At 71.1% G+C, this 24,642-nt stretch carries 28 protein-coding genes; 8 read left to right on the forward strand and 20 right to left on the reverse strand.

Features of this window, described 5'->3' with window-relative positions; translation table 11 throughout:
* Window positions 1-25: 25 nt before the first annotated feature.
* A complete protein-coding gene (locus HNR67_RS39325; RefSeq protein WP_185011643.1) occupies window positions 26-640 on the forward strand; it encodes a TetR/AcrR family transcriptional regulator in 615 nt (204 codons plus the stop codon).
* On the opposite strand, the gene HNR67_RS39330 is transcribed toward HNR67_RS39325, so the two are convergent.
* From HNR67_RS39330 to hisF, 5 genes are all read right to left on the reverse strand, one after another.
* Window positions 637-1,131: a hypothetical protein gene (locus tag HNR67_RS39330; RefSeq protein ID WP_185008474.1), complete on the reverse strand. Its 495-nt coding sequence runs from the start codon at window positions 1,129-1,131 to the stop codon at window positions 637-639. The genes HNR67_RS39325 and HNR67_RS39330 overlap by 4 nt on opposite strands.
* A gap of 16 nt (window positions 1,132-1,147) precedes the next feature.
* Entirely contained in the window at window positions 1,148-2,821 is a 1,674-nt protein-coding gene (locus HNR67_RS39335; RefSeq protein WP_185008476.1) for an alpha/beta hydrolase, read from the reverse strand.
* A complete protein-coding gene (locus HNR67_RS39340) occupies window positions 2,818-3,117 on the reverse strand; it encodes a hypothetical protein (protein ID WP_185008478.1) in 300 nt (99 codons plus the stop codon). Before HNR67_RS39340 ends, HNR67_RS39335 begins: the two co-directional genes overlap by 4 nt.
* A 62-nt stretch (window positions 3,118-3,179) precedes the next feature.
* Entirely contained in the window at window positions 3,180-3,533 is a 354-nt protein-coding gene (hisI, locus tag HNR67_RS39345) for a phosphoribosyl-AMP cyclohydrolase (protein ID WP_185008480.1), read from the reverse strand.
* Window positions 3,530-4,303, reverse strand: coding sequence for an imidazole glycerol phosphate synthase subunit HisF (gene hisF / locus HNR67_RS39350; RefSeq protein ID WP_185008482.1), 774 nt, complete (start codon window positions 4,301-4,303; stop codon window positions 3,530-3,532). Before hisF ends, hisI begins: the two co-directional genes overlap by 4 nt.
* Before the next feature lie 23 nt (window positions 4,304-4,326).
* Between hisF and HNR67_RS39355 the strand changes: the two genes are divergently transcribed.
* A complete protein-coding gene (locus HNR67_RS39355) occupies window positions 4,327-4,728 on the forward strand; it encodes a PPOX class F420-dependent oxidoreductase (protein WP_185008484.1) in 402 nt (133 codons plus the stop codon).
* Here the strand turns inward: HNR67_RS39355 and priA are convergent.
* The 4 genes from priA to HNR67_RS39375 are packed head-to-tail and all read right to left on the reverse strand — an operon-like array spanning window position 4,725 to window position 7,708.
* Entirely contained in the window at window positions 4,725-5,456 is a 732-nt protein-coding gene (gene priA, locus HNR67_RS39360) for a bifunctional 1-(5-phosphoribosyl)-5-((5-phosphoribosylamino)methylideneamino)imidazole-4-carboxamide isomerase/phosphoribosylanthranilate isomerase PriA (RefSeq protein WP_185008486.1), read from the reverse strand. The genes HNR67_RS39355 and priA overlap by 4 nt on opposite strands.
* 9 nt (window positions 5,457-5,465) lie before the next feature.
* On the reverse strand, window positions 5,466-6,098 hold the full coding sequence (gene hisH / locus HNR67_RS39365) for an imidazole glycerol phosphate synthase subunit HisH (RefSeq protein WP_185008488.1): 633 nt from the start codon (window positions 6,096-6,098) through the stop codon (window positions 5,466-5,468).
* A gap of 9 nt (window positions 6,099-6,107) precedes the next feature.
* Window positions 6,108-6,995, reverse strand: a complete 888-nt coding sequence (locus HNR67_RS39370; RefSeq protein ID WP_246492699.1) for a transketolase family protein — start codon at window positions 6,993-6,995, stop codon at window positions 6,108-6,110.
* A 20-nt stretch (window positions 6,996-7,015) separates the two neighbouring features.
* Complete coding sequence (locus HNR67_RS39375; protein WP_185011645.1) at window positions 7,016-7,708, reverse strand: thiamine pyrophosphate-dependent enzyme; 693 nt, start codon at window positions 7,706-7,708, stop codon at window positions 7,016-7,018.
* A 59-nt stretch (window positions 7,709-7,767) separates the two neighbouring features.
* On the opposite strand from HNR67_RS39375, the gene soxR reads away from it, so the two are divergent.
* Together soxR and HNR67_RS39385 are read left to right on the forward strand one after the other, a co-directional pair.
* Window positions 7,768-8,229 (forward strand): redox-sensitive transcriptional activator SoxR, encoded by a 462-nt coding sequence (gene soxR / locus HNR67_RS39380; protein WP_185008492.1) that lies wholly within the window; start codon window positions 7,768-7,770, stop codon window positions 8,227-8,229.
* A gap of 37 nt (window positions 8,230-8,266) precedes the next feature.
* Window positions 8,267-9,097 carry a MerR family transcriptional regulator gene (locus tag HNR67_RS39385; RefSeq protein ID WP_185008494.1) on the forward strand — a complete coding sequence of 277 codons (831 nt, stop codon included), beginning with the start codon at window positions 8,267-8,269 and terminating at the stop codon, window positions 9,095-9,097.
* Here HNR67_RS39385 and HNR67_RS39390 read toward each other — a convergent pair whose 3' ends face one another.
* From HNR67_RS39390 to hisD, 5 genes are all read right to left on the reverse strand, one after another.
* A complete protein-coding gene (locus HNR67_RS39390) occupies window positions 9,098-9,466 on the reverse strand; it encodes a hypothetical protein (protein ID WP_185008496.1) in 369 nt (122 codons plus the stop codon).
* A gap of 2 nt (window positions 9,467-9,468) precedes the next feature.
* Window positions 9,469-9,627, reverse strand: a complete 159-nt coding sequence (locus HNR67_RS39395; RefSeq protein WP_185008498.1) for a hypothetical protein — start codon at window positions 9,625-9,627, stop codon at window positions 9,469-9,471.
* Window positions 9,628-9,688: 61 nt separating this feature from the next.
* Window positions 9,689-10,288, reverse strand: a complete 600-nt coding sequence (gene hisB / locus HNR67_RS39400) for an imidazoleglycerol-phosphate dehydratase HisB (protein WP_185008500.1) — start codon at window positions 10,286-10,288, stop codon at window positions 9,689-9,691.
* Window positions 10,285-11,403 (reverse strand): histidinol-phosphate transaminase, encoded by a 1,119-nt coding sequence (locus HNR67_RS39405; RefSeq protein ID WP_185008502.1) that lies wholly within the window; start codon window positions 11,401-11,403, stop codon window positions 10,285-10,287. Before HNR67_RS39405 ends, hisB begins: the two co-directional genes overlap by 4 nt.
* Complete coding sequence (hisD, locus tag HNR67_RS39410; RefSeq protein ID WP_185008504.1) at window positions 11,400-12,722, reverse strand: histidinol dehydrogenase; 1,323 nt, start codon at window positions 12,720-12,722, stop codon at window positions 11,400-11,402. The genes HNR67_RS39405 and hisD overlap by 4 nt, the downstream gene beginning before the upstream one ends.
* A gap of 304 nt (window positions 12,723-13,026) precedes the next feature.
* Between hisD and HNR67_RS39415 the strand changes: the two genes are divergently transcribed.
* From HNR67_RS39415 to HNR67_RS39430, 4 genes are all read left to right on the forward strand, one after another.
* Complete coding sequence (locus HNR67_RS39415) at window positions 13,027-14,340, forward strand: M14 family zinc carboxypeptidase (RefSeq protein ID WP_185008506.1); 1,314 nt, start codon at window positions 13,027-13,029, stop codon at window positions 14,338-14,340.
* A gap of 168 nt (window positions 14,341-14,508) precedes the next feature.
* A complete protein-coding gene (locus HNR67_RS39420) occupies window positions 14,509-15,522 on the forward strand; it encodes a M14 family metallopeptidase (protein WP_246493960.1) in 1,014 nt (337 codons plus the stop codon).
* A gap of 128 nt (window positions 15,523-15,650) precedes the next feature.
* Entirely contained in the window at window positions 15,651-16,946 is a 1,296-nt protein-coding gene (locus HNR67_RS39425) for a M14 family metallopeptidase (protein ID WP_185008510.1), read from the forward strand.
* Between the two features lie 287 nt (window positions 16,947-17,233).
* Complete coding sequence (locus HNR67_RS39430) at window positions 17,234-18,319, forward strand: S1 family peptidase (protein WP_456064362.1); 1,086 nt, start codon at window positions 17,234-17,236, stop codon at window positions 18,317-18,319.
* A gap of 59 nt (window positions 18,320-18,378) precedes the next feature.
* Here HNR67_RS39430 and HNR67_RS39435 read toward each other — a convergent pair whose 3' ends face one another.
* Genes HNR67_RS39435 through HNR67_RS39460 form a run of 6 tightly spaced genes read right to left on the reverse strand, consistent with a single transcriptional unit; the run spans window position 18,379 to window position 24,639 of the window.
* Complete coding sequence (locus HNR67_RS39435; protein WP_185008514.1) at window positions 18,379-19,554, reverse strand: aminotransferase class V-fold PLP-dependent enzyme; 1,176 nt, start codon at window positions 19,552-19,554, stop codon at window positions 18,379-18,381.
* Window positions 19,551-20,210, reverse strand: coding sequence for an ABC transporter ATP-binding protein (locus HNR67_RS39440; RefSeq protein WP_185008516.1), 660 nt, complete (start codon window positions 20,208-20,210; stop codon window positions 19,551-19,553). Before HNR67_RS39440 ends, HNR67_RS39435 begins: the two co-directional genes overlap by 4 nt.
* Window positions 20,204-21,151: an ABC transporter ATP-binding protein gene (locus tag HNR67_RS39445; RefSeq protein WP_185008518.1), complete on the reverse strand. Its 948-nt coding sequence runs from the start codon at window positions 21,149-21,151 to the stop codon at window positions 20,204-20,206. The genes HNR67_RS39440 and HNR67_RS39445 overlap by 7 nt, the downstream gene beginning before the upstream one ends.
* Entirely contained in the window at window positions 21,148-22,056 is a 909-nt protein-coding gene (locus tag HNR67_RS39450; protein WP_185008520.1) for an ABC transporter permease, read from the reverse strand. Before HNR67_RS39450 ends, HNR67_RS39445 begins: the two co-directional genes overlap by 4 nt.
* Window positions 22,049-23,044 carry an ABC transporter permease gene (locus HNR67_RS39455; protein ID WP_185008522.1) on the reverse strand — a complete coding sequence of 332 codons (996 nt, stop codon included), beginning with the start codon at window positions 23,042-23,044 and terminating at the stop codon, window positions 22,049-22,051. The genes HNR67_RS39450 and HNR67_RS39455 overlap by 8 nt, the downstream gene beginning before the upstream one ends.
* Window positions 23,041-24,639, reverse strand: a complete 1,599-nt coding sequence (locus HNR67_RS39460) for an ABC transporter substrate-binding protein (RefSeq protein WP_312989135.1) — start codon at window positions 24,637-24,639, stop codon at window positions 23,041-23,043. The genes HNR67_RS39455 and HNR67_RS39460 overlap by 4 nt, the downstream gene beginning before the upstream one ends.
* Window positions 24,640-24,642 lie beyond the last annotated feature (3 nt).

Below are 24,642 nucleotides of genomic sequence, written 5' to 3' on the forward strand. Positions count from 1 at the left end.
TTGTGCCGGGTCGGTGGTAGATGATGTGCCGGTGGCCGAGAGCACTGCACCCAGACGACGCGGGCGACGTCCCGCGGGCGAGGACACCAAGGGGGCGCTGCTGAGCGCCGCGCGGGCGGTGTTCACCGAACAGGGTTACGACGGCGCCACCGTCCGGATGATCGCGGCCAGGGCCCAGGTCGACCCGGCGATGGTCAACCACTGGTTCGGCGGCAAGGAAAGCCTCTTCGCCGCCGCCGTGCAGATGCCGATCACCCCGGAACAGATCCTGGAAACGGTCATCCCCGGCCCCAAGGATGAACTCGGCGCCCGCATCGTCCGCCGTTTCGTCTCGGTCTGGGACGAGACCGGCGGCGGCCCGTTCGTGGCCCTGATGCGCAGCGCCTCCAGCCACGACGACGCCGCGGCCATGCTGCGCGAGTTCATCACGCACGCCCTGTTCGGGCGGATCGCGCGGGCGATCGAGGCGGACCGGCCGGAGTTCCGGGCGGCGCTGGTGGGGTCGCAGGTGGCCGGGCTGGGGATGATGCGGTACGTGATCAAGGTGGAGCCGTTGGCTTCGGCGGATCATGACACGGTGGTGGCTGCGGTGGCGCCGACGTTGCAGCGGTATCTGACGGGGGATCTGGGGGCGGGTTAGGCGGGCGGGGTGCCGTTGGGCCACAGGCACGGCGTGACGCCGCCGAGGTAGAGCTTGCCGAGGTCGTTGCCTTCGAGGCTGAACCGGAATTCATCAGGTTCCCGCTGCACCCACAGGTACCAGTCCTTCGGGCGGGAGTCGGTCAGCACGGTGTAGCCATTGCCGCTCCAGAATGCCCTGAGCGCGTCGAAGTACTCGGTGAACTTCGCCGGGTCCAGGTCGTGGATCTGGTAGCTGACCGACACCTGGACCCGCCCCTGTGGTCCATGGTCGGACGGCTGGTCGCAGGGGGCGGTGCTGAACAACTCGGTGCCACCCGAGTTCACCAGACGGGCGTGGGCGGGCAGGCGCGCAGCGGCCTGCCGCGTGTACTCCTCGACCCGGCGGGCGCCTTCCGCGGCGGTGATGGTCGGCTGCATCCCTCTCCTGCTCCATTGGTAGACGTACACGGCCACCCCGGCCACCAGCACCGCCACCACGGCGATGGCCACGCCGAGGAACCAGCGCCTAGTCCGTCGGCTTCCCGGCAATGATCCTCCCCATGTTCCGCAACGAGCTGCTGCGCTCTTCCCAATACTCGCTGTGGGCCTTTTCGCTCAGCCCGCCCAGCAAAGCCGGACCGCGAGTGCCGGGATCGGAGGTGAACACCTTGCCCCCGAATCCGGGACTGGCCGGGTCGGGGCCATGCGGATCGATCTCCAGCCGCGGCCCAGGCTGCCCCGGCCCCGGCACCATCGGGTCCGGCGCGCTGGGCGGCAGCCCCGCAGCCGGGATCGGGATGTTGGTGCCCTTGATGATGTCGTGCTGGGCGACGCTGGCGTGCACGCGATCCGGCGGCATGTTGAGCTGATCGGCCCGCTCGACACCGACTCCCGGGCTGCCGATGAAGACCAGTTCGTCAGCCTTGATCCCCATGTCCCTGGCGGTGTGCCCGACCACGGTGGAGCCGTAGCTGTGCCCGACCACGGTGTTGTGCGACGGCGCGCCCTCATGGGTGACGCGCAGGCCGTCCTGGAACCGGGCCAGGTCAGCCCTGGCGTTGTCGGCGTAGCTGTCCTGGGCCGCACCGGGGACGATGCTCTGCGGGGCGTCGTAGCCAACCCAGCTGATCACCGAGGTCGATGGCGACCCCGCCCGCGCCGCCGCGTAGGCCATGGCGTCGGCGTGATTGAGGTAGCTCCCGCCCTCTGCGAGTCCGGACTTGGTGCCCGGCACCAGCGTGGCCACGTTCGCCGACCGGTCCGGATCGCCCATCGCCACCACCGCCCGTCCCTGGCCGTCGGCGCTGACCCGGAGCAGGAACGGCTGCTGCTGGCGTTCGCTGGGCGGGGCGGCCAGCCGCTGGGCGATCGCGTCCAGACCCTTGAGCTTCCCCCGCAACTCGTCCAACCGCTTCTCGTCGTCCGGCGTCCGGTACGCCTTGGCCTCCAGCCGCGTGCGCTCCTCCCCCAGGCTCGCCCGCAACCCCGCCAGCACCACCCGATTGGCCCGGTCCCGCACCACCGCCGGAATGCCGTCCAGAGCGCCGATCCGGGCGCCGTCGGTGGCCAGCAGCGACTCGCGGTCGGCGATGCTCAGCCCGTCCCACCACTTCTTCACCTCGGCGGGCGAGGTGCCAGCAGCCGGGACGGTGGCGCTCGCCGGGGTGCACACCTGGATGCCGCCCGGCGCCATGCCGGTCGCCTCCTGGGTGATCCGGCGGATCGCCGCGGCGGCCTCAGCGTCCACGGTGGCGGCCTGCCGGAGGGCGTCGCGCAGGGTGGTGGTCAGTTCGGCGCACAGTTGTGCCCGGTTCGGGTGACCTGCCTGGGACGGAGTGGCCACGACCACCGCGTCATCGGCGACGTAGCCGTCGCTGGAGACCCGCAGGCGGTGCAGGTGCGCCGTGTGCAGCGCGGTGCGCAGGATCTCCTGCGCACGGGTCAGGCGCTCCCCCGCGTCGCGCAGCACCGGCGGGATGCCGGTGAGGCCGCGCGCGAGGTCACCCAATCGGGTGCGCTGGCCGCTGATCTGCTGCTTGGCCTGTTCGGCCGCTGCCCCGCGCCACTGCGCCAGCGCGCCCAGCGCCCTGGTGGCCTCCTCGGCGCGGGTGGTCATCGACTTGGCCAGGTCCTGCCAGCGCTGCGCGGCGCGGGTGAACACCGTGGGTTCGGCCTCGCGCAGTTCGTCGACCGTGGTCATTTCGGCGTCAGCCCGCCACGTGCGGTGTCCTCCGCCTCGGCGTAGGTCCGCGCGTTCAGCTCCAGGGTGTCGCCTGCCACCGCGATCTTGGTCGCGATGCCGGTGAGGGCGAGCGACCAGGTGTCCTCGCACTGGGCCAGGGCCTGGGCCAGTGCGAATGACGTGTTGGCCGCCGCGTCGCCGTCCTGCGCGCCGCTGTTGGCGCGGATGTCCCGGTGTGTCTGGTCGGCCATCGCCAGCAGGTCCCGGCCGGCTCTGGTGAGTTGGTCGGCGCTGACCGCGAGCTTCCCCGTCAAGGTTCCCCCCTTGATCGTCCTCCCCGCCGACCGTAGCAGCGCCTACCCCGGCCGGTCGCTACTCAGTCCTCCATTCGGAGCAGCACGTCCGCGTCGAAACAGGTCCGCTCCCCCGTGTGACAGGCCGCCCCCACCTGATCCACCACCAGCAGCAACGTGTCCCCGTCACAATCCAGCCGGACCTCGTGCACGTGCTGCGTGTGCCCCGAGGTCTCCCCCTTCACCCAGTACGACTGCCTGCTCCGCGAGAAGTACGTCGCCTTCCGCGTGGTCAGCGTGCGGTGCAACGCCTCGTCGTCCATCCAGGCGACCATGAGCACCTCACCGGTGCCGCGTTGCTGGGCGACGGCGCAGACCAGGCCGTCGGGGTTGCGCTTGAGGCGGGCGGCCAGGGCCGGGTCAAGGGGGCTGGTCATCGGACGGTCACCCCGGCTGCGCGCAGGGCGTCCTTGACCTCGCTGATGCGCAGCTGGCCGAAGTGGAAGACGCTGGCGGCGAGCACCGCGTCGGCGCCGGCGGCCACCGCGGGTGGGAAGTGCTCGACCGCGCCCGCGCCGCCGCTGGCGATCAGCGGCACGTCGATGACCTTGCGGACCGCGCGGATCAGTTCCAGGTCGAAGCCGGCCTTGGTGCCGTCGGCGTCCATGGAGTTGAGCAGGACCTCGCCGACGCCGAGTTCCTGGCCGCGGGCGGACCACTCGACGGCGTCGATGCCGGTGCCGGTGCGGCCGCCGTGCGTGGTGACCTCGAAGCCGGACGGGGTGGGCTTGCCGCCCTCGGGGACCCGGCGGGCGTCCACGGACAGCACCACGCACTGGGCGCCGAAGCGAACGGATGCCTCGCGCAGCAGTTCGGGGCGGGCGATGGCGGCGGTGTTGAAGCTGACCTTGTCCGCGCCCGCGCGCAGCAGCTTGTCCACGTCCTCCACGCTGCGCACACCGCCGCCGACGGTGAGCGGGATGAAGACCTGCTCGGCGGTGCGCCGGACCACGTCGTAGGTGGTCTCGCGGTTGCCGGAGGAGGCGGTGACGTCCAGGAAGGTCAGTTCGTCGGCATGTTCGGCGTCGTAGGCGGTGGCCAGCGCCACCGGGTCGCCGGCGTCGACCAGGTTGGTGAAGTTGACGCCCTTGACGACCCGGCCCCGATCAACGTCCAGGCAGGGGATGACACGAACAGCGACGGACATGGGAACAGCCTAAGGTGACCCCTGTGACCAGCGATCTGAGGTCGGCCAAGTACCTGCTGTTGACCACCTTCCGCCGGGACGGCACCGCGGTGGACACCCCGGTCTGGGTGGTCGCCGAGGGCGAGCTGCTCTACGCCTGGTCCAACGCCTCGGCCGGCAAGATCAAGCGGCTCCGGCGGGACGGCGCGGTGCGGGTGGCGCCGTGCACGGTGCGCGGCAGCCAGACCGGGCCCGCGGTGCCCGCGACGGCGACGCTGGTCGACGCCGAGCACACCGCGAAGGTGGTGCGGATGATCAACAAGAAGTACGGGCTGATCGGCCGACTGACCACGCTGCGGGCCAATCCGGCGGCCGGGCGGACCATCGGGATCCGGATCGAGCTGGACCCGCGGACCGAACCGGCCCGGCCGGACGAGCTGGGCTAGCCGACCGCGGCGAGGGCCTCGGGCAGGGTGAACGCGCCGGCGTAGAGCGCCTTGCCGATGATCGAGCCCTCCAGGCCCAGCGGGGCCAGCTCGGCCAGGGCGACCAGGTCGGCGACGCTGGAGATGCCGCCGGAGGCGATCACCGGGGCGTCGGTGCGGGCGCAGACCTCGCGCAGCAGGTCCACGTTGGGGCCCTGCAGGGTGCCGTCCTTGCTGACGTCGGTGACCACGTAGCGCGGGCAGCCGTCGCGGTCCAGCCGGGCCAGCACCTCCCACAGGTCGCCGCCGTCGGTGGTCCAGCCGCGGCCGGCCACCCGGTGCCCGGCGGCGGTGATCCGCACGTCCAGGCCGACCGCGATCTGCTCGCCGTACTCGGCGATGGCCTTGGCGCACCAGACCGGGTCCTCCAGCGCGGCGGTGCCCAGGTTGACCCTGGCGCAGCCGGTGGCCAGCGCGGCCCTGAGCGAGGCGTCGTCGCGGATGCCGCCGGAGAGTTCGACCTTGACGTCCAGCCGCCCGACCACGTCCGCGACCAGTTCGCGGTTGCTGCCCCGCCCGAAGGCGGCGTCCAGGTCGACCAGATGGATCCACTCGGCGCCGCCGTCCTGCCAGGCCAGCGCGGCCTGCCACGGCTCGCCGTAGGAGGTCTCGGTGCCTGCCTCGCCCTGGACCAGGCGGACAGCCTTGCCTTCGGCCACATCAACGGCCGGGAGCAGCGTAAACGTCACCCGGCAACCTTAAACGACGGACTTGAGCCAGTTCTCCAGCAGGTGCGCCCCGGCGTCCCCGGACTTCTCCGGGTGGAACTGGGTGGCGCACAGCGGCCCGTTCTCCACCGCGGCCACGAAGTCCTCGCCGTGGTGCGCCCAGGTGACCAGCGGCTTCGGCAGCGGCGGTTCGGGGTCCAGGGTCCACTCGCGCACGCCGTAGGAGTGCACGAAGTAGAACCGGGTCTCTTCGTCCAGCCCGGCGAACAGGGTGGACTCGGCCGGTGCGCGCACGGTGTTCCAGCCCATGTGCGGCAGCACCGGCGCGGTGAGCCGCTCGACCGTGCCCGGCCACTCCCCGCAGCCCTCGGCCTCGGTGCCGTGCTCGACGCCCTTCTCGAACAGGATCTGCAGTCCCACGCAGATCCCCAGCACCGGCCTGCCACCGGCCAGCCGCTGCCCGATGACCTTCTCGCCATGGACCTTGCGGAGTCCGGCCATGCAGGCCCCGAACGCGCCGACGCCGGGCACCACGAGCCCGTCGGCGGCCTGGGCCACCCTGGGGTCGGCGGTCACCTCGACCTGGGCGCCGACCCGGCGCAGGGCGCGTTCGGCGGAGCGGATGTTGCCGAATCCGTAGTCCAGTACAACGACGCTGGTCACCGGCACAGCCTAGCCAAGGAACTCGCGGACGGCCTTGGCGATACCGCCTGCGTCCAGTCCGTGCACCACGTCGTGCTGCTCGGGTGTCCCGTACGCCCTGACCTCGCTGTCCCGGCTGACTCCCAGCGACAGCAACCGGTGCGGCTGGCGGCGCAGCGCGTCGGCGACCGGCAGCGCCGAGGTGCCGCGCAGGTACGGCTCGACCAGCACCACATCGGGCCGGTCGAGCTGCTCGACCGCGGCGCGCAGGCCCGCGCCGTCGAAGGGGCGGACGGTGGCCGCGTAGAGCACGGTCACGTCCTGGCCCTCGGTGGCGGCCAGCACGGCGTCCGCGGTGGTGCCCACGGCGAGGACGACGCCCCGGCGTCCCCGGCGCAGCGTGGTGAATCCCGGTCCCTCGGCGTAGGGCCGGGCGTTGGCGCGGGTGGACAGGCGCAGGTAGACCAGGTCGTCCCCGGCCAGCGCGGGTTCGAGCAGGGCGGGCAGCTCGGCGGGGTGGCCGGGGCTGTGCACGGTCCAGCCGGGCAGGGTGTCGAACAGCGCCACGTCGCCGGGCACCTGGTGGGTGCGGCCCCACACCGGGTCGTCGTAGGAGCCGCCGATGCTGACCAGCAGCGCGCCCACGTCCTGGTGCCCGAGGTCCAGTTTGATCTGCTCGAACGGCCGCTCGACCAGGAACGGGCCGTAGGTGTGCACCACCGGCCGCATCCCGGCCAGCGCGAGGCCGCCGCCGACGCTGACCATGAGCTGCTCCCGGATGCCCACGTTGATCACCCGGTCCGGGTGCCGCCGCGCGGCGGGGGCGAAGGCGTCCCTGGAGATCTCGGCCAGCACGACCGCGATCCGCGGATCGGTGTCCATGGCGGCGGTGACGGTGTTCGCGAACACCTCACGCATCGGGGCAACCGCGATGTCGGTCATTCCGAACCCTCCAGTCCGATCAGGGCCTCGACCACGAGCGGACGCCCGGGGTGCGGAGTGGTGAACGCGGCGTACAGGTCCTCGTGGTCCCGGCCGTCCACCGTGCGACCGGCCCAGCCCTCCACGGTGAAACGGTCGGCGATGCCGCCGGGCCAGCCGTGCGTGCCGGAGAAGTTGTTGACCGCCACCACGGTGAGCTGGTCAAGGCCGAGCCGTCCGGCCAGTGCGACGGCCTCGTGGTTGCTGCCCTCGTCCAGTTCGGCGTCGCCGACCAGCACGACCACCCGCACGCCGGTGCGGCCCTGGGCGCGCAGGCCGAGCACGGTGCCCACCGCCAGGGGCAGGCCGTGGCCGAGGGAGCCGCTGCTGATCTCCGCGCCGGGCACCAGGACCCGGTCCGGGTGCTGGCCCAGCGGGGAGTCGAACGCGGTCCAGTCGTCCACAACGGACTCGTCCAGGAAGCCCTTGGCGGCCAGCACCGCGTAGAAGGCCATCGGGCCGTGGCCCTTGGACAGGTAGAAGCGGTCCCGGTCCGGGTCGTCCAGCCGGTCCGGGGAAACGTCGAGGACGCGGTCGTAGAGCACCCAGAGCACGTCCATGGTCGAGTTGGCGGCGGCGCTGTGCTTCTCGTCGCCGGTCATCCTGGCGATCAGCGCGGGCAGCTCGGCGAAGGCCCGCGGTGTGGTCATTTCCTTCGCTGTCATGGCTCCGAGCATGTAACCTCGACCAAACTGGAGGTCAAGCGTTCATGGAAGCCCTGCCCCAATGGCTGACGATCGGCGAGGTCGCCGAGCGCAGCGGAGTGCCCCACACCGCGCTGCGGTTCTACGAGGAGAAGCAGCTCGTCTTCTCCGAGCGGAGCGCGGGCAACCAGCGGCGATACCACCGGTCGGTACTGCGGCGACTGGCCTTCATCCGGGCCGCGCAACGGGTCGGCCTGACCCTGGAGGACATCCAGAGCGCGCTGGCCACCCTGCCGGAGGGCCGCAACCCGACCAAGGCGGACTGGGCCAGGCTGTCCAGCACCTGGCGGGAGGAGCTGAACGCCCGGATCGAGGCGCTGCAACTGCTCCGGGACCGGCTCACCGGCTGCATCGGCTGCGGCTGCCTGTCCCTGCGCTCCTGTTTCCTGCACAACGCCGACGACGCGATGGCCGCCTACGGCCCTGGTTCGCCCCGGCTGAAGCCGCAGGTGGAGGGCGGGCGTTGACTCTGACACGGTGTCAGGTCCTACAACGGCACTCGTCATGTTGAGTATCGGAGACTTCGCCAGGCACGGACACGTGTCCGTCCGCATGCTGCGGCACTACGACCAGCTCGGCCTGCTCACCCCGGACCGGGTGGACCAGGTCACCGGCTACCGCTACTACCGGGTCGATCAGCTGTCCCGGTTGAACCGGGTGATCGCGTTGAAGGACCTGGGTTTCACCCTGGACCAGGTGCGCTCGATCCTGGACGAGCAGGTGGACGCGGCCGAGTTGCGCGGGATGCTGCGGTTGCGCCGGACCGAGCTGGCCGCGGACATCGCGGCGGCCCGGCAGCGGCTGAACCAGGTCGAGGCGAGGCTCCGCATCATCGAGAGCGAGGGGCGCATGCCCAGCACCGACGTCGTCGTCAAGAACCTGCCCGCGGTCCGCATCGCCGAGCTGACCGGCACCGCCGCGGACTTCGCGCCGGGCAGCATCAGCCCGGTGATCGGCCCGCTGTACGACCGGCTGTTCGCGGCCCTTGGCAAGGCCGGGCTGCAGCCGGTGGGCCCGACCATCGCCTACTACGAGCTGCCCGAGGGCGAGGACGGCCCGATCCTCATCCACGCCGGGGTCCCGGTGAACACCGAGGCCGCACCCGGCCAGGAGTTCGCCATCGTGGACCTGCCCGAGGTGCGCCAGGCCGCCACCCTGGTGCACCACGGCTCGATGATGGAGATCGGCGGCCCGTTCCAGGCCCTGGCCAAGTGGGTGGAGACCAACGGCTACCGCCCGGCCGGACCGTCCAGGGAGTTCTACCTGGTGGCCGGGCCCGAGCACGACCAGGCCGACTGGGTCACCGAACTGCAGCAGCCGCTCGTCCCGGCCTGATCAGCCGCGGAAGTACTGGTACCCGCCGTTGTCGCGGACCCGCTCGGCCGAGTCGAAGCCGATCCGCAGCCCGTCGGGGTCCGGCCAGTGGTCGCGGAAGCAGTCCACCACCGCGGCGCGCATCGCGTCCACGGTGTCCAGCAGTTCCGCGGGCAGTCCGGCCGGGCGGGACTGCCGGTGCGGCTGGTACCACTCGGGCAGGCCGTCCGCCTGCCCCTTGAGCAGCACCCACACCGTCAGATGGGCCGGGTCGACCTCAACGGCGCCGTAGCTGAACACGGCCTCGACGAGGTCGCCCCAACGCTCCAGCAGCACCGTCCTGGCCTGGCCGAGCAGGACTCCGGCTGATTCCGGATCGGGCGCGGTCACCGTCAGATCATCCAGGTGACCGCGCCCACCGCGGCCAGGATCGCGCCCGCGAGCAGCACGAACGCGAACATCCTCGAGGTCTTCCAGGTCACGTACACCCCGCCCAGCAGGAAGCCAGCCAGGCCGAGCAGGATCAGCCACACCCAGTCCTTGAAGACCACGACACACCTTCCGGTTCCCAGCCCCCGCAGGGGCAAACGACCAGCAGGGTAGCGGAGTGGCTTACAGCACGCCCTTCGTGGACGGGATTCCGGAGATCCGCGGGTCGGGTTCGACCGCCGCGCGCAGTGCCCTGGCGATGGCCTTGTACTGGGCCTCGGTGATGTGGTGCGGGTCCCGGCCGTGGATCACCCGGACGTGCAAGGCGATCCGGGCGTGGAAGGCCAGCGACTCGAACACGTGCCGGTTCAGCACGGTCGGGTAGTTGTTGCCGATGGTGAACCCGGCGAGCAGCTCCGGTTCGCCGGTGTGCACGCAGTAGGGCCGCCCGGACAGGTCGATCGCGGCGTGCGCGAGGGTCTCGTCCATCGGGATCCAGGCGTCGCCGAAGCGGCGCACCCCGGCCGCGTCGCCGATGGCCTGGCGCAGGGCCTGGCCGAGCACGATCGCGGTGTCCTCGACGGTGTGGTGCGCGTCGATGTGGGTGTCGCCGGTGGCGCGCACGGTCAGGTCGAAGGCGGCGTGCGAGCCGAGCGCGTGCAGCATGTGGTCGTAGAAGGGGACACCGGTCTCGATGTCGACCTTGCCCGCCCCGTCGAGGTCGAGTTCGACCACGATCGAGGACTCCTTGGTGGTCCGCTCGACCCTGGCGATCCGGTTCACTGTGTCACCTCCACAAAGATCTCCTTGCTCGCGGCAAGGAAGGCGTCGTTCTCCGCGGGCGTGCCGATGGTCACCCGCAGGTGCCCGGCGATGCCGACGTCCCTGATCAGCACCCCACGGTCCACATAGGACTTCCAGGCGGCGGGCGCGTCGGCGAACTGTCCGAAAAGGACGAAGTTGGCGTCGCTTGGCACCACCCGGAACCCCATGCCCGCCAAGGACTCCACCACGCGTTCGCGTTCTGCGATGAGCTTGTGCACCGAGTCCAGGGTGCCCTCGGCGTGCCGCAGCGCGGCGGTGGCGGCGGCCTGGGTGAGCGTGGACAGGTGGTAGGGCAGCCGGACCAGCAGCAGCGCGTCCACCACCGCGGGCGCGGCGGCCAGGTAGCCCAGCCGTCCGCCGGCGAAGGCGAATGCCTTGCTCATGGTGCGGGTGACGATGAGCTTGCCGCCGAACTCGGCCAGCAGCCCGATCGCGCTCTCCCGCGCGGAGAACTCGGCGTATGCCTCGTCCACCACCACGATCCCGGGCGCGGCCTCGATCAGCCGCCGCAGGTCCGCCGCCGGGATGGAGCCGCCGGTGGGGTTGTTGGGGCTGGTCAGGAACACCACGTCCGGCGCGCGCTCGGCGATGGCCGTGGCCGCGGCGTCCGGGTCCAGGGTGAAGTCGGCCCGGCGCGGCGCGGGCAGCCAGTCGGTGCGGGTGCCCGCGGCGATGATCGGGTGCATCGAGTAGGAGGGCTCGAAGCCGAGCGCGGTGCGGCCCGGTCCGCCGAATGCCTGCAGGATCTGTTGCAGGATCTCGTTGGACCCGTTGGCCGCCCACAGGTTCGCGGTGCCGAGCCCGGCCCCGGTGGCGGTGCTGAGGTAGGCCGCCAGCGCGGTGCGCAGCTCGACCGCGTCCCGGTCCGGGTAGCGGTGCAGGGTCTCCGCGGCCGCACGCGCCGCCCTGGCCACGTCCTCGATCAGTTCGGGCGGCGGCGGGTACGGGTTCTCGTTGGTGTTGAGCCGGACCGGCACGTCCAGCTGCGGTGCGCCGTAGGGCGAGCGGCCGCGCAGGTCCTCGCGCAGCGGCAGCTGGTCCAGGCGCACGTCGGCGCCGATGATCTCGCTCATGAGGCGCCGCCGAAGCGGGCGGTGACGGCCTGGCCGTGCGCGGGCAGGTCCTCGGCGTCGGCCAGCGCGACCACCTGGGCGGCGACCTCACGCAGGGCCGCCTCGCTGTAGTCGATGACGTGGATGCCGCGCAGGAAGGTCTGCACGCTCAGCCCGGAGGAGTGCCGGGCGCAGCCGCCGGTGGGCAGCACGTGGTTGGACCCGGCGCAGTAGTCGCCGAGGGAGACCGGCGCGTAGGCCCCGACGAAGATCGCCCCGGCGTTGCGCACCCGGGCAGCCACCGCAGCCGCGTCCACGGTCTGGATCTCCAGGTGCTCGGCCGCGTAGGCGTCCACCACCCGCAGCCCGTCGTCCACAGTGGACACCAGCACGCAGCCGGACTGCGGGCCGCCCAGGGCGATCCGGATCCGCTCGGTGTGCTTGGTCGCGGCCACCTGGCGCCCGAGTTCGGCGTCCACCGCCTCGGCGAGTGCCACCGAGGTGGTGACCAGCACGCTGGCGGCCAGGGTGTCGTGCTCGGCCTGGCTGATCAGGTCCGCGGCCACGTGCACCGGGTCGGCGGTCTCGTCGGCCAGCACCGCGATCTCGGTCGGCCCTGCCTCGGAGTCGATGCCGACCAGTCCGCGCAGCAGCCGCTTGGCCGCGGTCACGTACACGTTGCCCGGCCCGGTGATCAGGTCCACCGGGGTCAGCTCGGCGCCGTCGGTATCGGTGCCGCCGTACGCGGCCAGCGCGATCGCCTGCGCCCCGCCGACCGCCCACACCTCGGTGACCCCGAGCAGCTCGCAGGCGGCCAGGATGGCCGGGTGCGGCAGCCCGCCGAACTCCGCCTGCGGCGGCGAGCAGACGACCAGCGACTCCACCCCGGCCTGCTGAGCGGGCACCACGTTCATGATCACGCTGGAGGGGTAGACGGCCAGCCCGCCGGGCACGTACAGCCCGACCCGCCCGACCGGCACCCAGCGCTCGGTCACGGTGCCGCCGGGCACCACCTGGGTGGTCTTGTCCACCCGCCGCTGATCTGCGTGCACCAGGGTGGCCCGCCGGATCGACTCCTCCAGCGCGTCACGCACCGCCGGGTCCAGCGCGGCCAGGGACTCGCCGAGCTTGGCCACCGGCACCCGGATGGCGGCTGGCCGGACGCCGTCGAAGCGTTCGGTGTACTCCAGCGCCGCGGTCACACCGGTCGCCCGCACCGCCTCGACCACCGGCCGGACCTGATGCAGGACCGCATCCACGTCGACCTCGGCGCGCGGCAGCGTGGCGCGCAGCTCGGCGGCGGAGGGGACTCGACCTCGGAGGTCGGTGCGGCGCAGCATCGTGGTTCCTCGTGGTAGACGGTTTACGCAGGTACCCAGCCTAATCGGTCCCCGCGTCGACCCGGTCCGGTGGTGCGCGTTATCACGGCTGGCCCGGCCCGCGCTGAATCCATTCCGGCCAGGCGGCCGTCCCGGCGGAAATCATCCCGCCGCCCGCGGAGTGCCCGGAGGCCCGACGCAGACCGGCCGCAGCCCGTCAACGGGGAAAACTGGTGAACAATCCCGCCGAGGGGCGGGTTGTCCGTGGACCCACGGCTACCTGACGCTGAAGTCTCATCACGCTCCGTCAAAGATCGGAGGCACGATGTTGACCAGACGTCGCACCCTGCTGGCGACGGCAACCGCGGCCTGCGCGGCGCTCCTGCTGGCGACCCCGATGACGACCAGCGCCACCACCCCCAGCCCCGCCGAGACCAGCGCGGCGGCCGAGGCCGCGCACGCGGACAAGGCGATCTACCTCGTGCACAAGGTCGGCACCCCGGAACTCCGCAGCGCGGTGGCCCGGACCGGCATCGACGTCATGGGCGCCGACGGGGACGTGATGAGCGTCCGGGCGAGTGAGGCCGAGGTGCGGGTGCTGCGCGCCAAGGGCTTCGAGGTGGAGTTCCGGGCCGCCGGCGAGCACGGGGACCACAGCCACGGCGATCTCGGGATCGCCGACTTCCCACCGGCCGACGCGGCGTATCACAACTTCGCCGAGGTCACCGCGGAGCTGCGCAAGGCCGAGGCGGACCACCCCGGCATCGCGCAACTGCGCAGCATCGGGAAGTCGCACGAGAACCGCGACCTGTGGATGATCAAGATCAGCGACAACGTGGCCACCGACGAGAACGAGCCCGAGGTCCTGTTCAACTGCAACCAGCACGCCCGCGAGCACCTCACCGTGGAGATGTGCCTGCGGATCGTGAACCGGTTCACCGACGGCTACACCACCGATCCGGCGATCAAGTCCTTTGTGGACAGCCGGGAGATCTGGGTGATCCCCAGCGTCAACCCGGACGGCTCCGAGTACGACGTGGCCACCGGCTCCTACCGGTCCTGGCGGAAGAACCGGCAGGCCCCCGGCGGCACCGACCTCAACCGGAACTGGGACTACAACTGGGGCTGCTGCGGCGGTTCCAGCGGCAGCACCTCCAGTGACACCTACCGCGGGCCGTCGGCCTTCTCCGCGCCGGAGACCGCGCGGCTGCGGGACTTCGTGAACTCCCGGGTGGTCGGCGGCAAGCAGCAGATCACCGCCAACATCGACTTCCACACCTTCTCCGAGCTGGTGCTCTGGCCCTACGGCTACACCACCGCGGACACCGGTCCCGGTCTGACCGCCGACGACGCCCGCACCTTCCAGACCCTGGGCAGGCAGATGGCGGCCACCAACAACTACAAGCCGCAGCAGTCCAGCGACCTCTACATCACCGACGGCAGCAGCATCGACTGGATGTGGGGACGGCACAAGATCTGGTCCTACACCTTCGAGATGTTCCCGAGTTCGATCTGGGGCGGCGGCTTCTACCCACCCGATGAGGTGATCAACCGGGAGACCAGCCGCAACGACCGGGCGGTCGACCTCATGCTGACCTACGCCGACTGCGTGCCGCGCGTGATCGGCAAGACCTGCTGACCCGTTGACCACGTCCGATCCGGCCGCCCCACAACGTCGTGGGCGGCCGGATTCGGCATACCCGCAACACATTTTCCCTGCCACCGCAACGAAGAAGGACACATGTCGCGCAGACGTCTCACCAGAGGACTCGCCGTCGCACTGGGCGCCGCCCTCGCCCTGGGCACGATGATCCCGTTGTCCGCCACCGCGAAGCCCGCCGCCCCGGCCGGGGTGATGGACTTCCCGCCGGCCGACGCCGGCTACCACAACTTCGCCGAGCTGGGCGCCGAGCTGCGCAAGGTCGGCACGAACCACCCTGGGCTGGCCCGCACCACCAGCATCGGCAAGTCGCACGAGAACCGCGACCTGTGGCTGACCAAGATCAGCGACAACGTGGCAACCGACGAGAACGAGCCCGAGGTGCTGTTCACCTGCAGCCAGCACGCGCGGGAGCACCTGACCGTGGAGATGTGCCTGCGCATCATCAACCGGTTCACCGAGGGCTACGCCACCGACCCGGCGATCAAGAAGTTCGTCGACTCCAGGGAGATCTGGGTCGTCTCCAACGTGAACCCGGACGGTTCCGAGTACGACATCGCCACCGGCTCCTACCGGTCCTGGCGGAAGAACCGCCAGCCCAACGCCGGCGGCACCTTCGGCACCGACCTCAACCGCAACTGGGGCCACAAGTGGGGCTGCTGCGGCGGTTCCAGCGGTTCGCCGGGCAGCGACACCTACCGCGGCGCCGCGGCCTTCTCCTCCCCGGAGACCAGGGCGGTCAGCAACTTCGTCAACTCCAGGGTGGTCGGCGGCAAGCAGCAGATCACCACGCACATCGACTGGCACACCTACGGCGAGCTGATCATGTGGCCGTTCGGCTGGACCAAGGACGACATCGCGCCCGGCCTCAACGCGGCCGAGCACAAGGCGTTCAAGGAACTCGGCACCCAGATGGCGGCCACCAACGGGTACAAGCCGCAGCAGGCCAGCGATCTCTACATCACCGACGGCGGGGTCCGGGACTGGATGTGGGGCCAGCACAAGATCTGGAGCTTCACCTTCGAGATGTTCGGCGGCCAGTACGGCTTCTACCCGCCGGATGAGCTGATCGGCCGGGAGACCACCCGCAACGACAAGGCCGTCGACCTGATCCTGACCTACGCCGACTGCGTGCCGCGCATCGTCGGCGGCACCTGCTGACCGTCGCCGACCGGGCGGGGCGAGGACGATCGGACAACTCGGACACCGACTTCCGAGGGGTTGCCGATCCCTTGCCCCGCAACCACTCTCGACTCACCCCTGCGTACGTTGTCAGAAACGGAGCCCCCATGTTGCGGATCCGCCGTAGCGTCGTGACCGCGGTCGCGGCCGCCGGTCTCGCCCTGCTCCTCCCACTCGGCCTCCTCAGCGCGCCACCCGCGCAGGCAGCCGCCCCTGGTGATGTGGTCTACGAGGTCGGTGGCGCGCACACCACCGACGCGCGCACCGAAGTCGCGAACACCGGCGTGGACGTCATCTCCGCGCAGCACGGCAAGATGACCGTGGCCGCCAACGCCGAACAGGCGAGGATCCTGCGCGCCAAGGGCTTCAGCCTCACCTCGCAGGGCACGGTCGAGGAGCAGCTGAAGGCCCTGTCCCCCGGCCGCGAAGGCGACCTCGGGGTCGCCGACTTCCCGGCAGGCTATGCCGGGTACCACAACTTCGCGGAGATGACCGCGAACATCCGCAAGGCGCAGACGGATCACCCGGCGATCGCGCAGGTGCGCAGCATCGGCAAGTCGCACGAGAACCGCGACCTGTGGATGGTCAAGATCAGCGACAACGTGGCCACCGACGAGAACGAGCCCGAGGTCCTGTTCAACTGCAACATCCACGCGCGTGAGCACCTGACCGTGGAGATGTGCCTGCAGATCATCAACCGGTTCACCGACAACTACGCGAGCAACCCGACGATCAAGAACTTCGTGGACACCAGGGAGATCTGGGTGATCCCCAGCGTCAACCCGGACGGCTCGGAGTACGACATCGCCTCCGGCAGCTTCCGCAGCTGGCGCAAGAACCGGCAGGGCCAGGGCACCGACCCCAACCGCAACTGGGGCTACAAGTGGGGCTGCTGCGGCGGTTCCAGCGGTTCGCCGAGCAGTGAGACCTACCGGGGGCCGTCGGCGTTCTCCGCGCCGGAGACCCGCGCGCTGAGCAACTTCGTCAACTCCCGGGTGGTCGGCGGCAAGCAGCAGATCACCGCCAACATCGACTTCCACACCTACGGCGAACTGGTGCTGTGGCCCTTCGGCTGGACCAAGGCCGACACCGCACCCGGGCTCAACGCCGACGAGGCCAGGACCTTCCAGACCCTGGGCAGGCAGATGGCGGCGACCAACAACTACAAGCCGGAGCAGGGCAGCGACCTCTACGTCACCGACGGCGACATCACCGACTGGATGTGGGGGCAGCACAAGATCTGGTCCTACACCTTCGAGATGTACGGCGGCGGCCCCGGCATCGGCGGCTTCTACCCCAATGACACCGTGATCAATCGTGAGACTGCTCGCAACGACCGCGCGGTGGATCTCATGCTGTCCTATGCGGACTGTGTGCCGCGGGTGATCGGCAAGACCTGCTGACCTCCTGACCCGCATAACCCCAAGCAGAACCCCTGGTCGCCACCGTCCTCCGGCGACCGGGGGTTCTTTCCTTTGTGGACGCTCTGACCGAAAGTTCTCCTTTAAACAGAATGTCCGCCTTCAATACTGCTGTGGCACCAATACGATCGGAGGTGCCAACGTTTGCGGCAGGTTCCCTAGCGTTCATCTCACGGACAACGAACAAGGTCTCCGCCGGTTGTCCAGCGTGGTCCCCCTGTAACCACTGCACTGGAGAAATCTTGATGATGAACGCACGCACGAAAATCGTGACCTCCGCACTCGCGCTCGCGGTCGGTGCGACCGTGGCGGCCACCCTGCCGGCCGCCGCCGAGTCCTCCCCCCTGCTGAACCAGGGGATGCTGGAGGCCATGCAGCACGACCTCGGCCTCACCGCTGACCAGGCGGTGCAGCGGGTCGCCGCCGAAACCAAGGCTGGCACGGTCGAGCAGAGCCTGCGCGCCGCGCTGGCCGATTCCTTCGGTGGCGCGCACTTCGCCGCGGGCCAGGCGAAACTCGTGGTCGGCGTGACGGACGCGGCCAAGGCCGCCGAGGTCCGCGCGGCGGGCGCCGAGCCGAGGTTCGTGGCGCACAGCGCGAACAAGCTGGACTCGGTGGTCTCCCGGCTCAACCAGGACCAGGCGCCTGCCGACGTCTCCGGCTGGTACGTGGACGTGGCCAACAACCGCGTCGTGGTCAACGTGCAGCCGGGTCAGGCCGCCAAGGCCGCGGACTTCGTGGCCAAGACCGGCGTGGACCGCGGTGCGGTCTCCGTGGTCGAGGCGGCGGCGAAGAACGAGCCGCTCTACGACGTCCGCGGTGGCGACGCCTACTACATGGGTGGCCGTTGCTCGGTCGGTTTCTCGGTGCAGGGCGGGTTCGTCACCGCCGGGCACTGTGGCCGGACCGGCACCGCGACCCAGGGCTTCAACCAGGTCGCGCAGGGCACCTTCCGCGGTTCTTCCTTCCCTGGCAACGACTACGCCTGGGTCGCGGTGAACGCGAACTGGACCCCGCGCGGTGTGGTGAACAACTACAGCGGCGGCACCGTCCGGGTGGCTGGCTCCTCGGAGGCCGCGGTGGGCGCCTCGATCTGCAAGTCGGGTTCGACCACCAGCTGGACCTGCGGTTCGGTGCAGGCCAAGAACCAGACGGTGAACTACGCCCAGGGCGCGGTCACCGGCCTGACCCGCACCAACGCCCGCGCCGACCGCGGTGACTCCGGTGGGTCGTTCATCTCCGGCAACCAGGCCCAGGGTGTCACCTCCGGTGGCGACCTGGCCGCGGGCATCATCTACTTCCAGCCGGTGAACGAGATCCTGGGCGCCTACGGCCTGCGCCTGGTGACCAGCTGAGGTAGTAAAGCCTGAACCGCGGGGCCACCGTCCACTTCGGACGGTGGCCCCGCGTTCGTTCAGGCCGCGATCGCCGCGACGGCGGCCACGAACCGGGTGAGCTGGGCGTGGCTGACGAAGTAGTGCGGCGAGGCCCGGACGACCTGGCTGAGCCCACGCGCGGCCATGTCCAGCAGCGCCCCGGTGGGTCCGCCGACGGACAGGGTGATGTTCTTGGCCAGCAAGGCTTTCTTGACGTCCGTGCCGTCGATCCCGGCCAGGCTGAAGCTGACGATGCCGCCGCGTTCGGTGCCCAGGTCGTGCACGGTGACCCCGGGCAGCGCGGCCAGTTCGGCACGCAGCAGTTCGGCGCGTTCGACCACGGCGGCCTGGATGTGGTCGATGCCCAGCTCGTCGGCGTAGCGCAGGGCGGCGATCAGGCCGAGCCGGTCGGCCACCGAGTACTCCCACAGCTCGTGCACGCGGGCGTCCGGGCGCAGCGTCCACTGGCCGAGCCCGGTCCAGTCGGCCGAGTGCTGGTCGATCAGCGGCGGCCGGAGCCGGTGCGCGGCAACGGGGTTGACCACGAGCAGGCCGGTGCCGCGCGGTCCGCGCAGCCATTTGCGGCCGGTGACCGAGATCAGGTCCGCACCCAGTTCGTCCAGCCGCACCCGTCGCTGCCCTGCGGTCTGGCAGGCGTCGAGGAGGGTGAGCGCGCCGACCTCGTGCGCGGCGTCGATGATCTCCTTGGCCGGGTTGACCAGTCCGCCGTTGGTGGGCATGTGCACCACCGAGACCAGTTTGACCCGCTCGTCCAGGAGTTCCTTGAGCGCGGGCACCGAGATCGAGCCGTCCTCGGCGCTGGGCACCAGTTCGACGGTGGCGCCGACCTCCTGGGCCCGCTGCATCAGGGCGATCGCGTTGCTGCCGTACTCGACCTGGCTGACCAGGATCCGGTCGCCCGCGCCCAGCGGCACCGCGGACATGCCGAGCAGCCAGGACCGGGTGGCGCTGTCGGTGAAGGCGATATCGGTTGGCGCGCAACCGAAGAAGTCCGCGGCGACCTGGTAGCCGGCGTCCAGGTCGGCGCCGCGTTCGGCCGCCGCCCGGTAGCCGCCGACCTCGGCCTCCCGCCTGAGATGACCGAGCACCTCGGCCAGCACGGGTTCGGGTGGCAGCGAACTTCCCGCGCTGTCCAGGAAAACCTGCTCCAGGCAGCCCGGCGTGTCCGCACGGACCCGGTCGAGATCGATCATTGTTCCTCCCCTGTCGGCTGCCACCGCACCACCCGGTCCGCCCACACCGACAGCAGCGGTTCGTCGTGGCTGATCGCCAGCACGCCGGTGCCGGTGGAGTTGCTGTGGTCGGCCACCACGCCGACCAGTGCGGCGGTGGTGGAGGCGTCCAGCATCGCGGTCATCTCGTCGCAGACCAGATAGCGCGGTTCCAGCGCGAGCGCCCTGGCCAGGCAGGCCCGTTGCAGTTGCCCGTCGCTGACCTCGTGCGGTCGTCTGCGCAGCAGTTCCGCGGTGAGTCCGACCTGGTCGGTCAGCTCGGCCACCCGCTCGTCCACCGGGTGTTTCCGGTTGGCGCGCAGGGGTTCGGCCACGATCTGGTGCAGGGTGAAGCGCGGGTCCACGCTGAGCCGGGGCTGCTGGAAGACCACCCCGATCGCGGTCCGCTGGGCCCGTGGCGCGGCGTGCCGGAACCCGCGTACCGGCTCGCCGTCCACGCTGACCTGCCCGGCCCACGGCGCCATCAGCAGGGTCAGCACCCTGGCCAGGGTGGACTTGCCACACCCGCTTGGCCCGGCGAGTCCGACGACTTCACCGCGCGCGATCTGGATGTCCACTTCGGACAGTACGGGCACGCCGCTGCGGTATCCGGCGACCAGGCCGGTCCCGCTCAGCACGGTGGCCCGCAGGCGAGGTAGCGATCCCCGTGCCGCACCAGCTCTGGACTCCCACCGCAATCATCGGCCACCGGGCAGCGCGGCCGGAACGCGCAGCCCGCTGGCAGCGCGGTCAGTTCCGGCGGATGTCCTGGAATAGCCCGGAAACCACCGCCCGGCAACGCGCCGAGCAGCCCCTCGGTGTAGGGATGCCAAGGGGTTTCGAAGAGTTCGGCCGCCGGTCCGCGTTCGACCAGCCTGCTCGCGTACATCACCGCGAGGTCGGTGGCCACCCGGCTGGCCGCGGACAGGTCGTGCGTGATCAGCAAAACCGCCCGGCCCTCCTCGGCCAGTCCGGCCAGCAAATCCACGGTCCGCTCGACCAGCGGCCGGTCCAGTCCGGCGGTCGGCTCGTCGGCCAGCACCACCGGCGGATCCCCGGCCAGCGCGAGCGCGACCGCGACGCGTTGTGCGGTGCCGCCGGACAGCTCATGCGGATACCGTTTCAGGAACACCGGATCCAGTCCGACCCGCTCGGCCAGCCCCTCGGCGATCCAGTGCGGGTCGGGTTCCTCGGGCCGCAAGACCCGGACCGCCTCGACCAGTTGCGCCCCGGCGGTCCGTACCGGGGTCAGGTGCGCGGCCGCCGACTGCGGCACCAGCCCGACCAGTCGCCCGCGGACCCGTTGCGACAGCACGCTTTCCGGTGCGCTCACCAGTTCGACCGGTTCCTGGTCCGGGGTCGCCAGCACCGCCTCACCGCGCAGGATCGCGTTGCCCGGCAACAGTCCCAGCAAGGCCGAGGCCAGCACCGACTTGCCGCAGCCGCTCTCCCCCACCAGCGCCAGCAACTCGCCGGGGGCCAGCGCGAAGGAGACGTCGGTGACCGCGTGCACTTCGGGCCGTCCGCGGCCGAGCCGGAACCGCACGGACAGCTCACGCACGTCCAGCAGGGGGCTCACAGCGCCAGCTCCGATCGTCGACGCGGCACCAGTCGGTCCCGCCACACCGCGGCCACCCCGGAGACGGCCAGGGTGGCCACCACCAGCACCACCGACGGCAGGGCCACGATCCACCAGGCGCCCAGCAGCACGGCCTGACGGCCCTCGGTGAGGATGTTGCCGATGCTGGCCAGGTGCGGCGGCAGGCCGAGGCCGAGGAAGCTCAGCGCGGTCTCGTGCCACACCGCGTGCGGCAGCAACAGCACCGCGGACACCGCGGCCTGCGGCACCACCGCGGGCAGCAGGTGCCGTCGCAGCACCCGCCGGCGCGAGGAGCCGCCGGAGATGGCCGCGTCCACGAAGGGCCGCTGCCGCAACGAGAGCACCTCGGCGCGCACGATCCGGGCCACCGTGGTCCAGTGGGTGAGCGCGATCGAGGCGACCACCGCGGTCAGGCTGCCCCGGTAGAGCGCGACGATCACGATGCCCAGCAACAGGTGCGGCACCGCGTTGACGGTGTCGACCAGGCGCATCAGCAACCGGTCCGGCCAGCCGCCGACCAATCCGGACAGTCCGCCGATGAGCACGCCGAGCACGGTGGACAGCACCGCGCACAGCACCGCCACGAGCAGGGAGACGCGCAGTCCGGCGAAGGTCCGCAGCAGCAGGTCCCGCCCGCCGCCGTCGGTGCCGAACAGGTGCTCGGCGCTGGGCGCCAGCCGGATCGACTGATAGTCCACAAGGGACTCGTCCAGGCCGCCCAGCCAGGGCAACAGGATCGCGCCCAGCACCAGCGCGAGCATGGTGCCAAGACCCAGCCACAACCGCAGCCTCGCCCGCCCCGCCGCACCTCTGCCCCGCGGTGTACCTGCCCGCTTACGCGCGGCCGATCGCCATTCCCGTTGCAGCACTTGACGTTCAGCCATCGGTGGCCACCCTCGGATCCAGCAGTGCGGCGGCCACATCGGCCAGCAGCGAGCCGATCAGCACCGCCGCGGTCGCCAGCAGGGACAACGCGACCAGCAGCGGGAAGTCCACCGCCAGCGCCGATTTCACCACCGCACCGGCCACTCCCGGCCAGGAGAAGACCTCCTCGACCAGGACGGCACCGGTCACCAGTTCCGGCACCCGCGCCCCGAGCAGGGTGACGAACGGCAGCAGCGCGGTCGGCAACGCGTGCCGCAGCACCACCATCGGCTCACCCAGCCCACGCGCCCGCGCGCCGGTCACGTGATCCTCGGCCAGCACGGTCAGCAGGGACTGCCGGATGTGCAGGATCAGCCACGGCGACTGGGACACCCCGAGCACCACCGCGGGAAGCACCAGGTGGGTGGCCACCTGACCGACGGTGGCCTCCGCACCGGCGTCGGTGAGCCCACCGCCGGGCAGCCAGCCCAGGCCGAGGGTGAACACCGCCACCGCGACCAGTCCGAGCACGAACGGCGGAATCCCTTCCAGCGCATGGCCGGTCGCGGTCACCACGCGGTCCAGCCAGCCGCCCTGCCGCCAGGCCGCGAACACGCCGAGCACCAGCGCGATCAGCACCGCCAGCAGCAGGCCGGTGGTGACCAGCAGCAGGGTCCAGGGCAGGCGTTCGGCGATCACCTCGGCCACCGGCTGCCGGAAGGACCGGCTGGCACCGAGATCCCCGCTCAGCAGGGTGCCAGCCCACCGTCCGAATTGGACGAACACCGAGTCGTCGAGCCCGAGCTGGGCCCGCGCCCTGGCCACGTCCTCCGCGCCGGCGCCGAAGATCTGCACGCCGTAGTACTGGTACACCGGGTCGAACGGCGAGGCCGCGCCCAGCAGGAACACCGCGACCGCGACCACCAGCAGCACCGGGATCGCGAACGCCAGGCGGCGCAGGGCGAGCAGCCCGATGGACCGGGCCCGGCTGGGCGCGCCGGCGCTCACCCCTGTGGGGTCCAGTCCTGGAGGTTCCACCACGGGCCCCAGGTGAGGCCGTGCGTGTGCGGGTCCACCACTTCCTGGTAGCCGGTCCAGCCCTCGCGCACCACGTAGGTGTGGTCCAGGAAGGCCAGGAACACCATGCCGGGGTCGGCGGCGTAGGCACGCTGGAACTCCCGGTACTGCGCCACCCGCTGCGCCGGGTCGGCCTCGCGGCGACCGGCTTCCAGCGCGCGGTCCACGGCCGGGTTCGAGTAGCGGCCGGGGTTGTTGAAGCCGTCGCCGCCGAAGCTGCTGTGCAGCAACGGATATGCCTTCAGGTCGGGGTCGAACGGGTTGCCGCCGCCCAGCACCAGGGCGTCCCGGCCCATCCGCGGCTCGATCGCCTCCCAGCCAAGGCCCTCCAGCTTGACCTCGATGCCGACCGCCTTGGCGTCGGAGGCGAAGGCCTGCGCGAGGTCCTTGCGCACCGCGTCGCCCACCGGGTACATCAGCGTGAAGCTGGCCGCGAGGTCGCCGCGGGCGCGCATTCCGTTGCCGCCCTTGACCCAGCCGGTCTGGTCCAGGATCCGCTCGGCCTCCGGCCGGTCGAACCGGAACTGCGCGGCGGGTTCGACGAACTCGGGCAGCGCCTGCGGGATCGGGGTGGAGGCGGGCGCGCCCTTGCCTGCCAGGAAGGCGTTGATCATGCCCTGCCGGTCCACCGCGTGGTTGAGCGCCAGCCGCAGGCTCTTGTCCGCGGTGACCGGGTTGGCCATCGGCATGGTGACCGTGCGGTAGTCCGCGCTGCGGTGGGTGATCTGCCGGTAGCCGTTGCCCTCGAAGGTCTTGGCCAGCGCGGGCGGCAACGCGGTGCCGTCGAACTCGCCCGCCTTCATCCGCTGGGCGCGCGCGTTGTCGTCGGTGGCGAAGACCACGGTGACCTTGCGGACCTTGGGCACCCGCTCGAAGTAGGCGTCGTTGGCGGCCAGCACCATCTTCTCGCCCTTGCGCCACTCCTCCAGCCGGTACGGGCCGGTGCCGACCGGCTTGGCGCCGAAGGGGTTCTTGTCCAGCGGGCCGGGCTGGGCGAGGGCCTCGCTGGGCACGATGCCGAGCACCAGCTTGTGCGCGAACGGGGTGTAGGGGTAGGCGAGGTCGAACCGCACGGTCTCCTGGTCGAGCTGCACCACACCGGTGAGCATGCCGAAGGAGGACTTCACGGTCGAGGCGTAGGCCGGGTCGAGCACCGCGCGGTAGGTGGCCACCACGTCCTCGGCGGTGAACGGGGTGCCGTCGTGGAACTTGATCCCGGTGCGCAGCTTCACCGTCCAGGACCTGCCGTCCGGGCCGGGCTTGGGCAGGTCGGCGGCCAGCACCGGGCGCACCGAGCGGTCGGCCTGGTGCTCGACCAGGCCGTCGAAGAGCTTGGACACGCCTTCCTCGCCGTAGCCGAGCAGCGGGTTGAGGCTTTCCGGCTCGTAGCCGTCGGCGAGGGTCATCGCGGTGCGGTCCGTGCCCGCCTTGCGGTCGGGCGCCGCCGTCGGCGTGGTGCAGGCGGCGGCGACCGCGACGGATGCGATCATGGTGGGCAGCAGGAGGGCAACCTGTCGGCGCTTCACGCC

This window comes from Crossiella cryophila, from assembly GCF_014204915.1.
In the GTDB taxonomy this organism is placed as follows: Bacteria; Actinomycetota; Actinomycetes; order Mycobacteriales; family Pseudonocardiaceae; genus Crossiella; species Crossiella cryophila.

Excerpts from the sequence above, each read along its gene's own strand:
- HNR67_RS39335 (WP_185008476.1), bottom strand. The coding sequence starts at position 2,821 with ATGACCACGGTCGACGAACTGCGCGAGGCCGAACCCACGGTGTTCACC.
- hisI (WP_185008480.1), bottom strand. The coding sequence starts at position 3,533 with ATGACCAGCCCCCTTGACCCGGCCCTGGCCGCCCGCCTCAAGCGCAAC.
- hisF (WP_185008482.1), bottom strand. The coding sequence starts at position 4,303 with ATGTCCGTCGCTGTTCGTGTCATCCCCTGCCTGGACGTTGATCGGGGC.
- HNR67_RS39370 (WP_246492699.1), bottom strand. The coding sequence starts at position 6,995 with ATGCGTGAGGTGTTCGCGAACACCGTCACCGCCGCCATGGACACCGAT.
- HNR67_RS39375 (WP_185011645.1), bottom strand. The coding sequence starts at position 7,708 with ATGACCACACCGCGGGCCTTCGCCGAGCTGCCCGCGCTGATCGCCAGG.
- soxR (WP_185008492.1), top strand. The coding sequence starts at position 7,768 with ATGGAAGCCCTGCCCCAATGGCTGACGATCGGCGAGGTCGCCGAGCGC.
- HNR67_RS39385 (WP_185008494.1), top strand. The coding sequence starts at position 8,267 with ATGTTGAGTATCGGAGACTTCGCCAGGCACGGACACGTGTCCGTCCGC.
- HNR67_RS39405 (WP_185008502.1), bottom strand. The coding sequence starts at position 11,403 with ATGAGCGAGATCATCGGCGCCGACGTGCGCCTGGACCAGCTGCCGCTG.
- hisD (WP_185008504.1), bottom strand. The coding sequence starts at position 12,722 with ATGCTGCGCCGCACCGACCTCCGAGGTCGAGTCCCCTCCGCCGCCGAG.
- HNR67_RS39415 (WP_185008506.1), top strand. The coding sequence starts at position 13,027 with ATGTTGACCAGACGTCGCACCCTGCTGGCGACGGCAACCGCGGCCTGC.
- HNR67_RS39420 (WP_246493960.1), top strand. The coding sequence starts at position 14,509 with ATGATCCCGTTGTCCGCCACCGCGAAGCCCGCCGCCCCGGCCGGGGTG.
- HNR67_RS39425 (WP_185008510.1), top strand. The coding sequence starts at position 15,651 with ATGTTGCGGATCCGCCGTAGCGTCGTGACCGCGGTCGCGGCCGCCGGT.
- HNR67_RS39435 (WP_185008514.1), bottom strand. The coding sequence starts at position 19,554 with ATGATCGATCTCGACCGGGTCCGTGCGGACACGCCGGGCTGCCTGGAG.
- HNR67_RS39450 (WP_185008520.1), bottom strand. The coding sequence starts at position 22,056 with ATGGCTGAACGTCAAGTGCTGCAACGGGAATGGCGATCGGCCGCGCGT.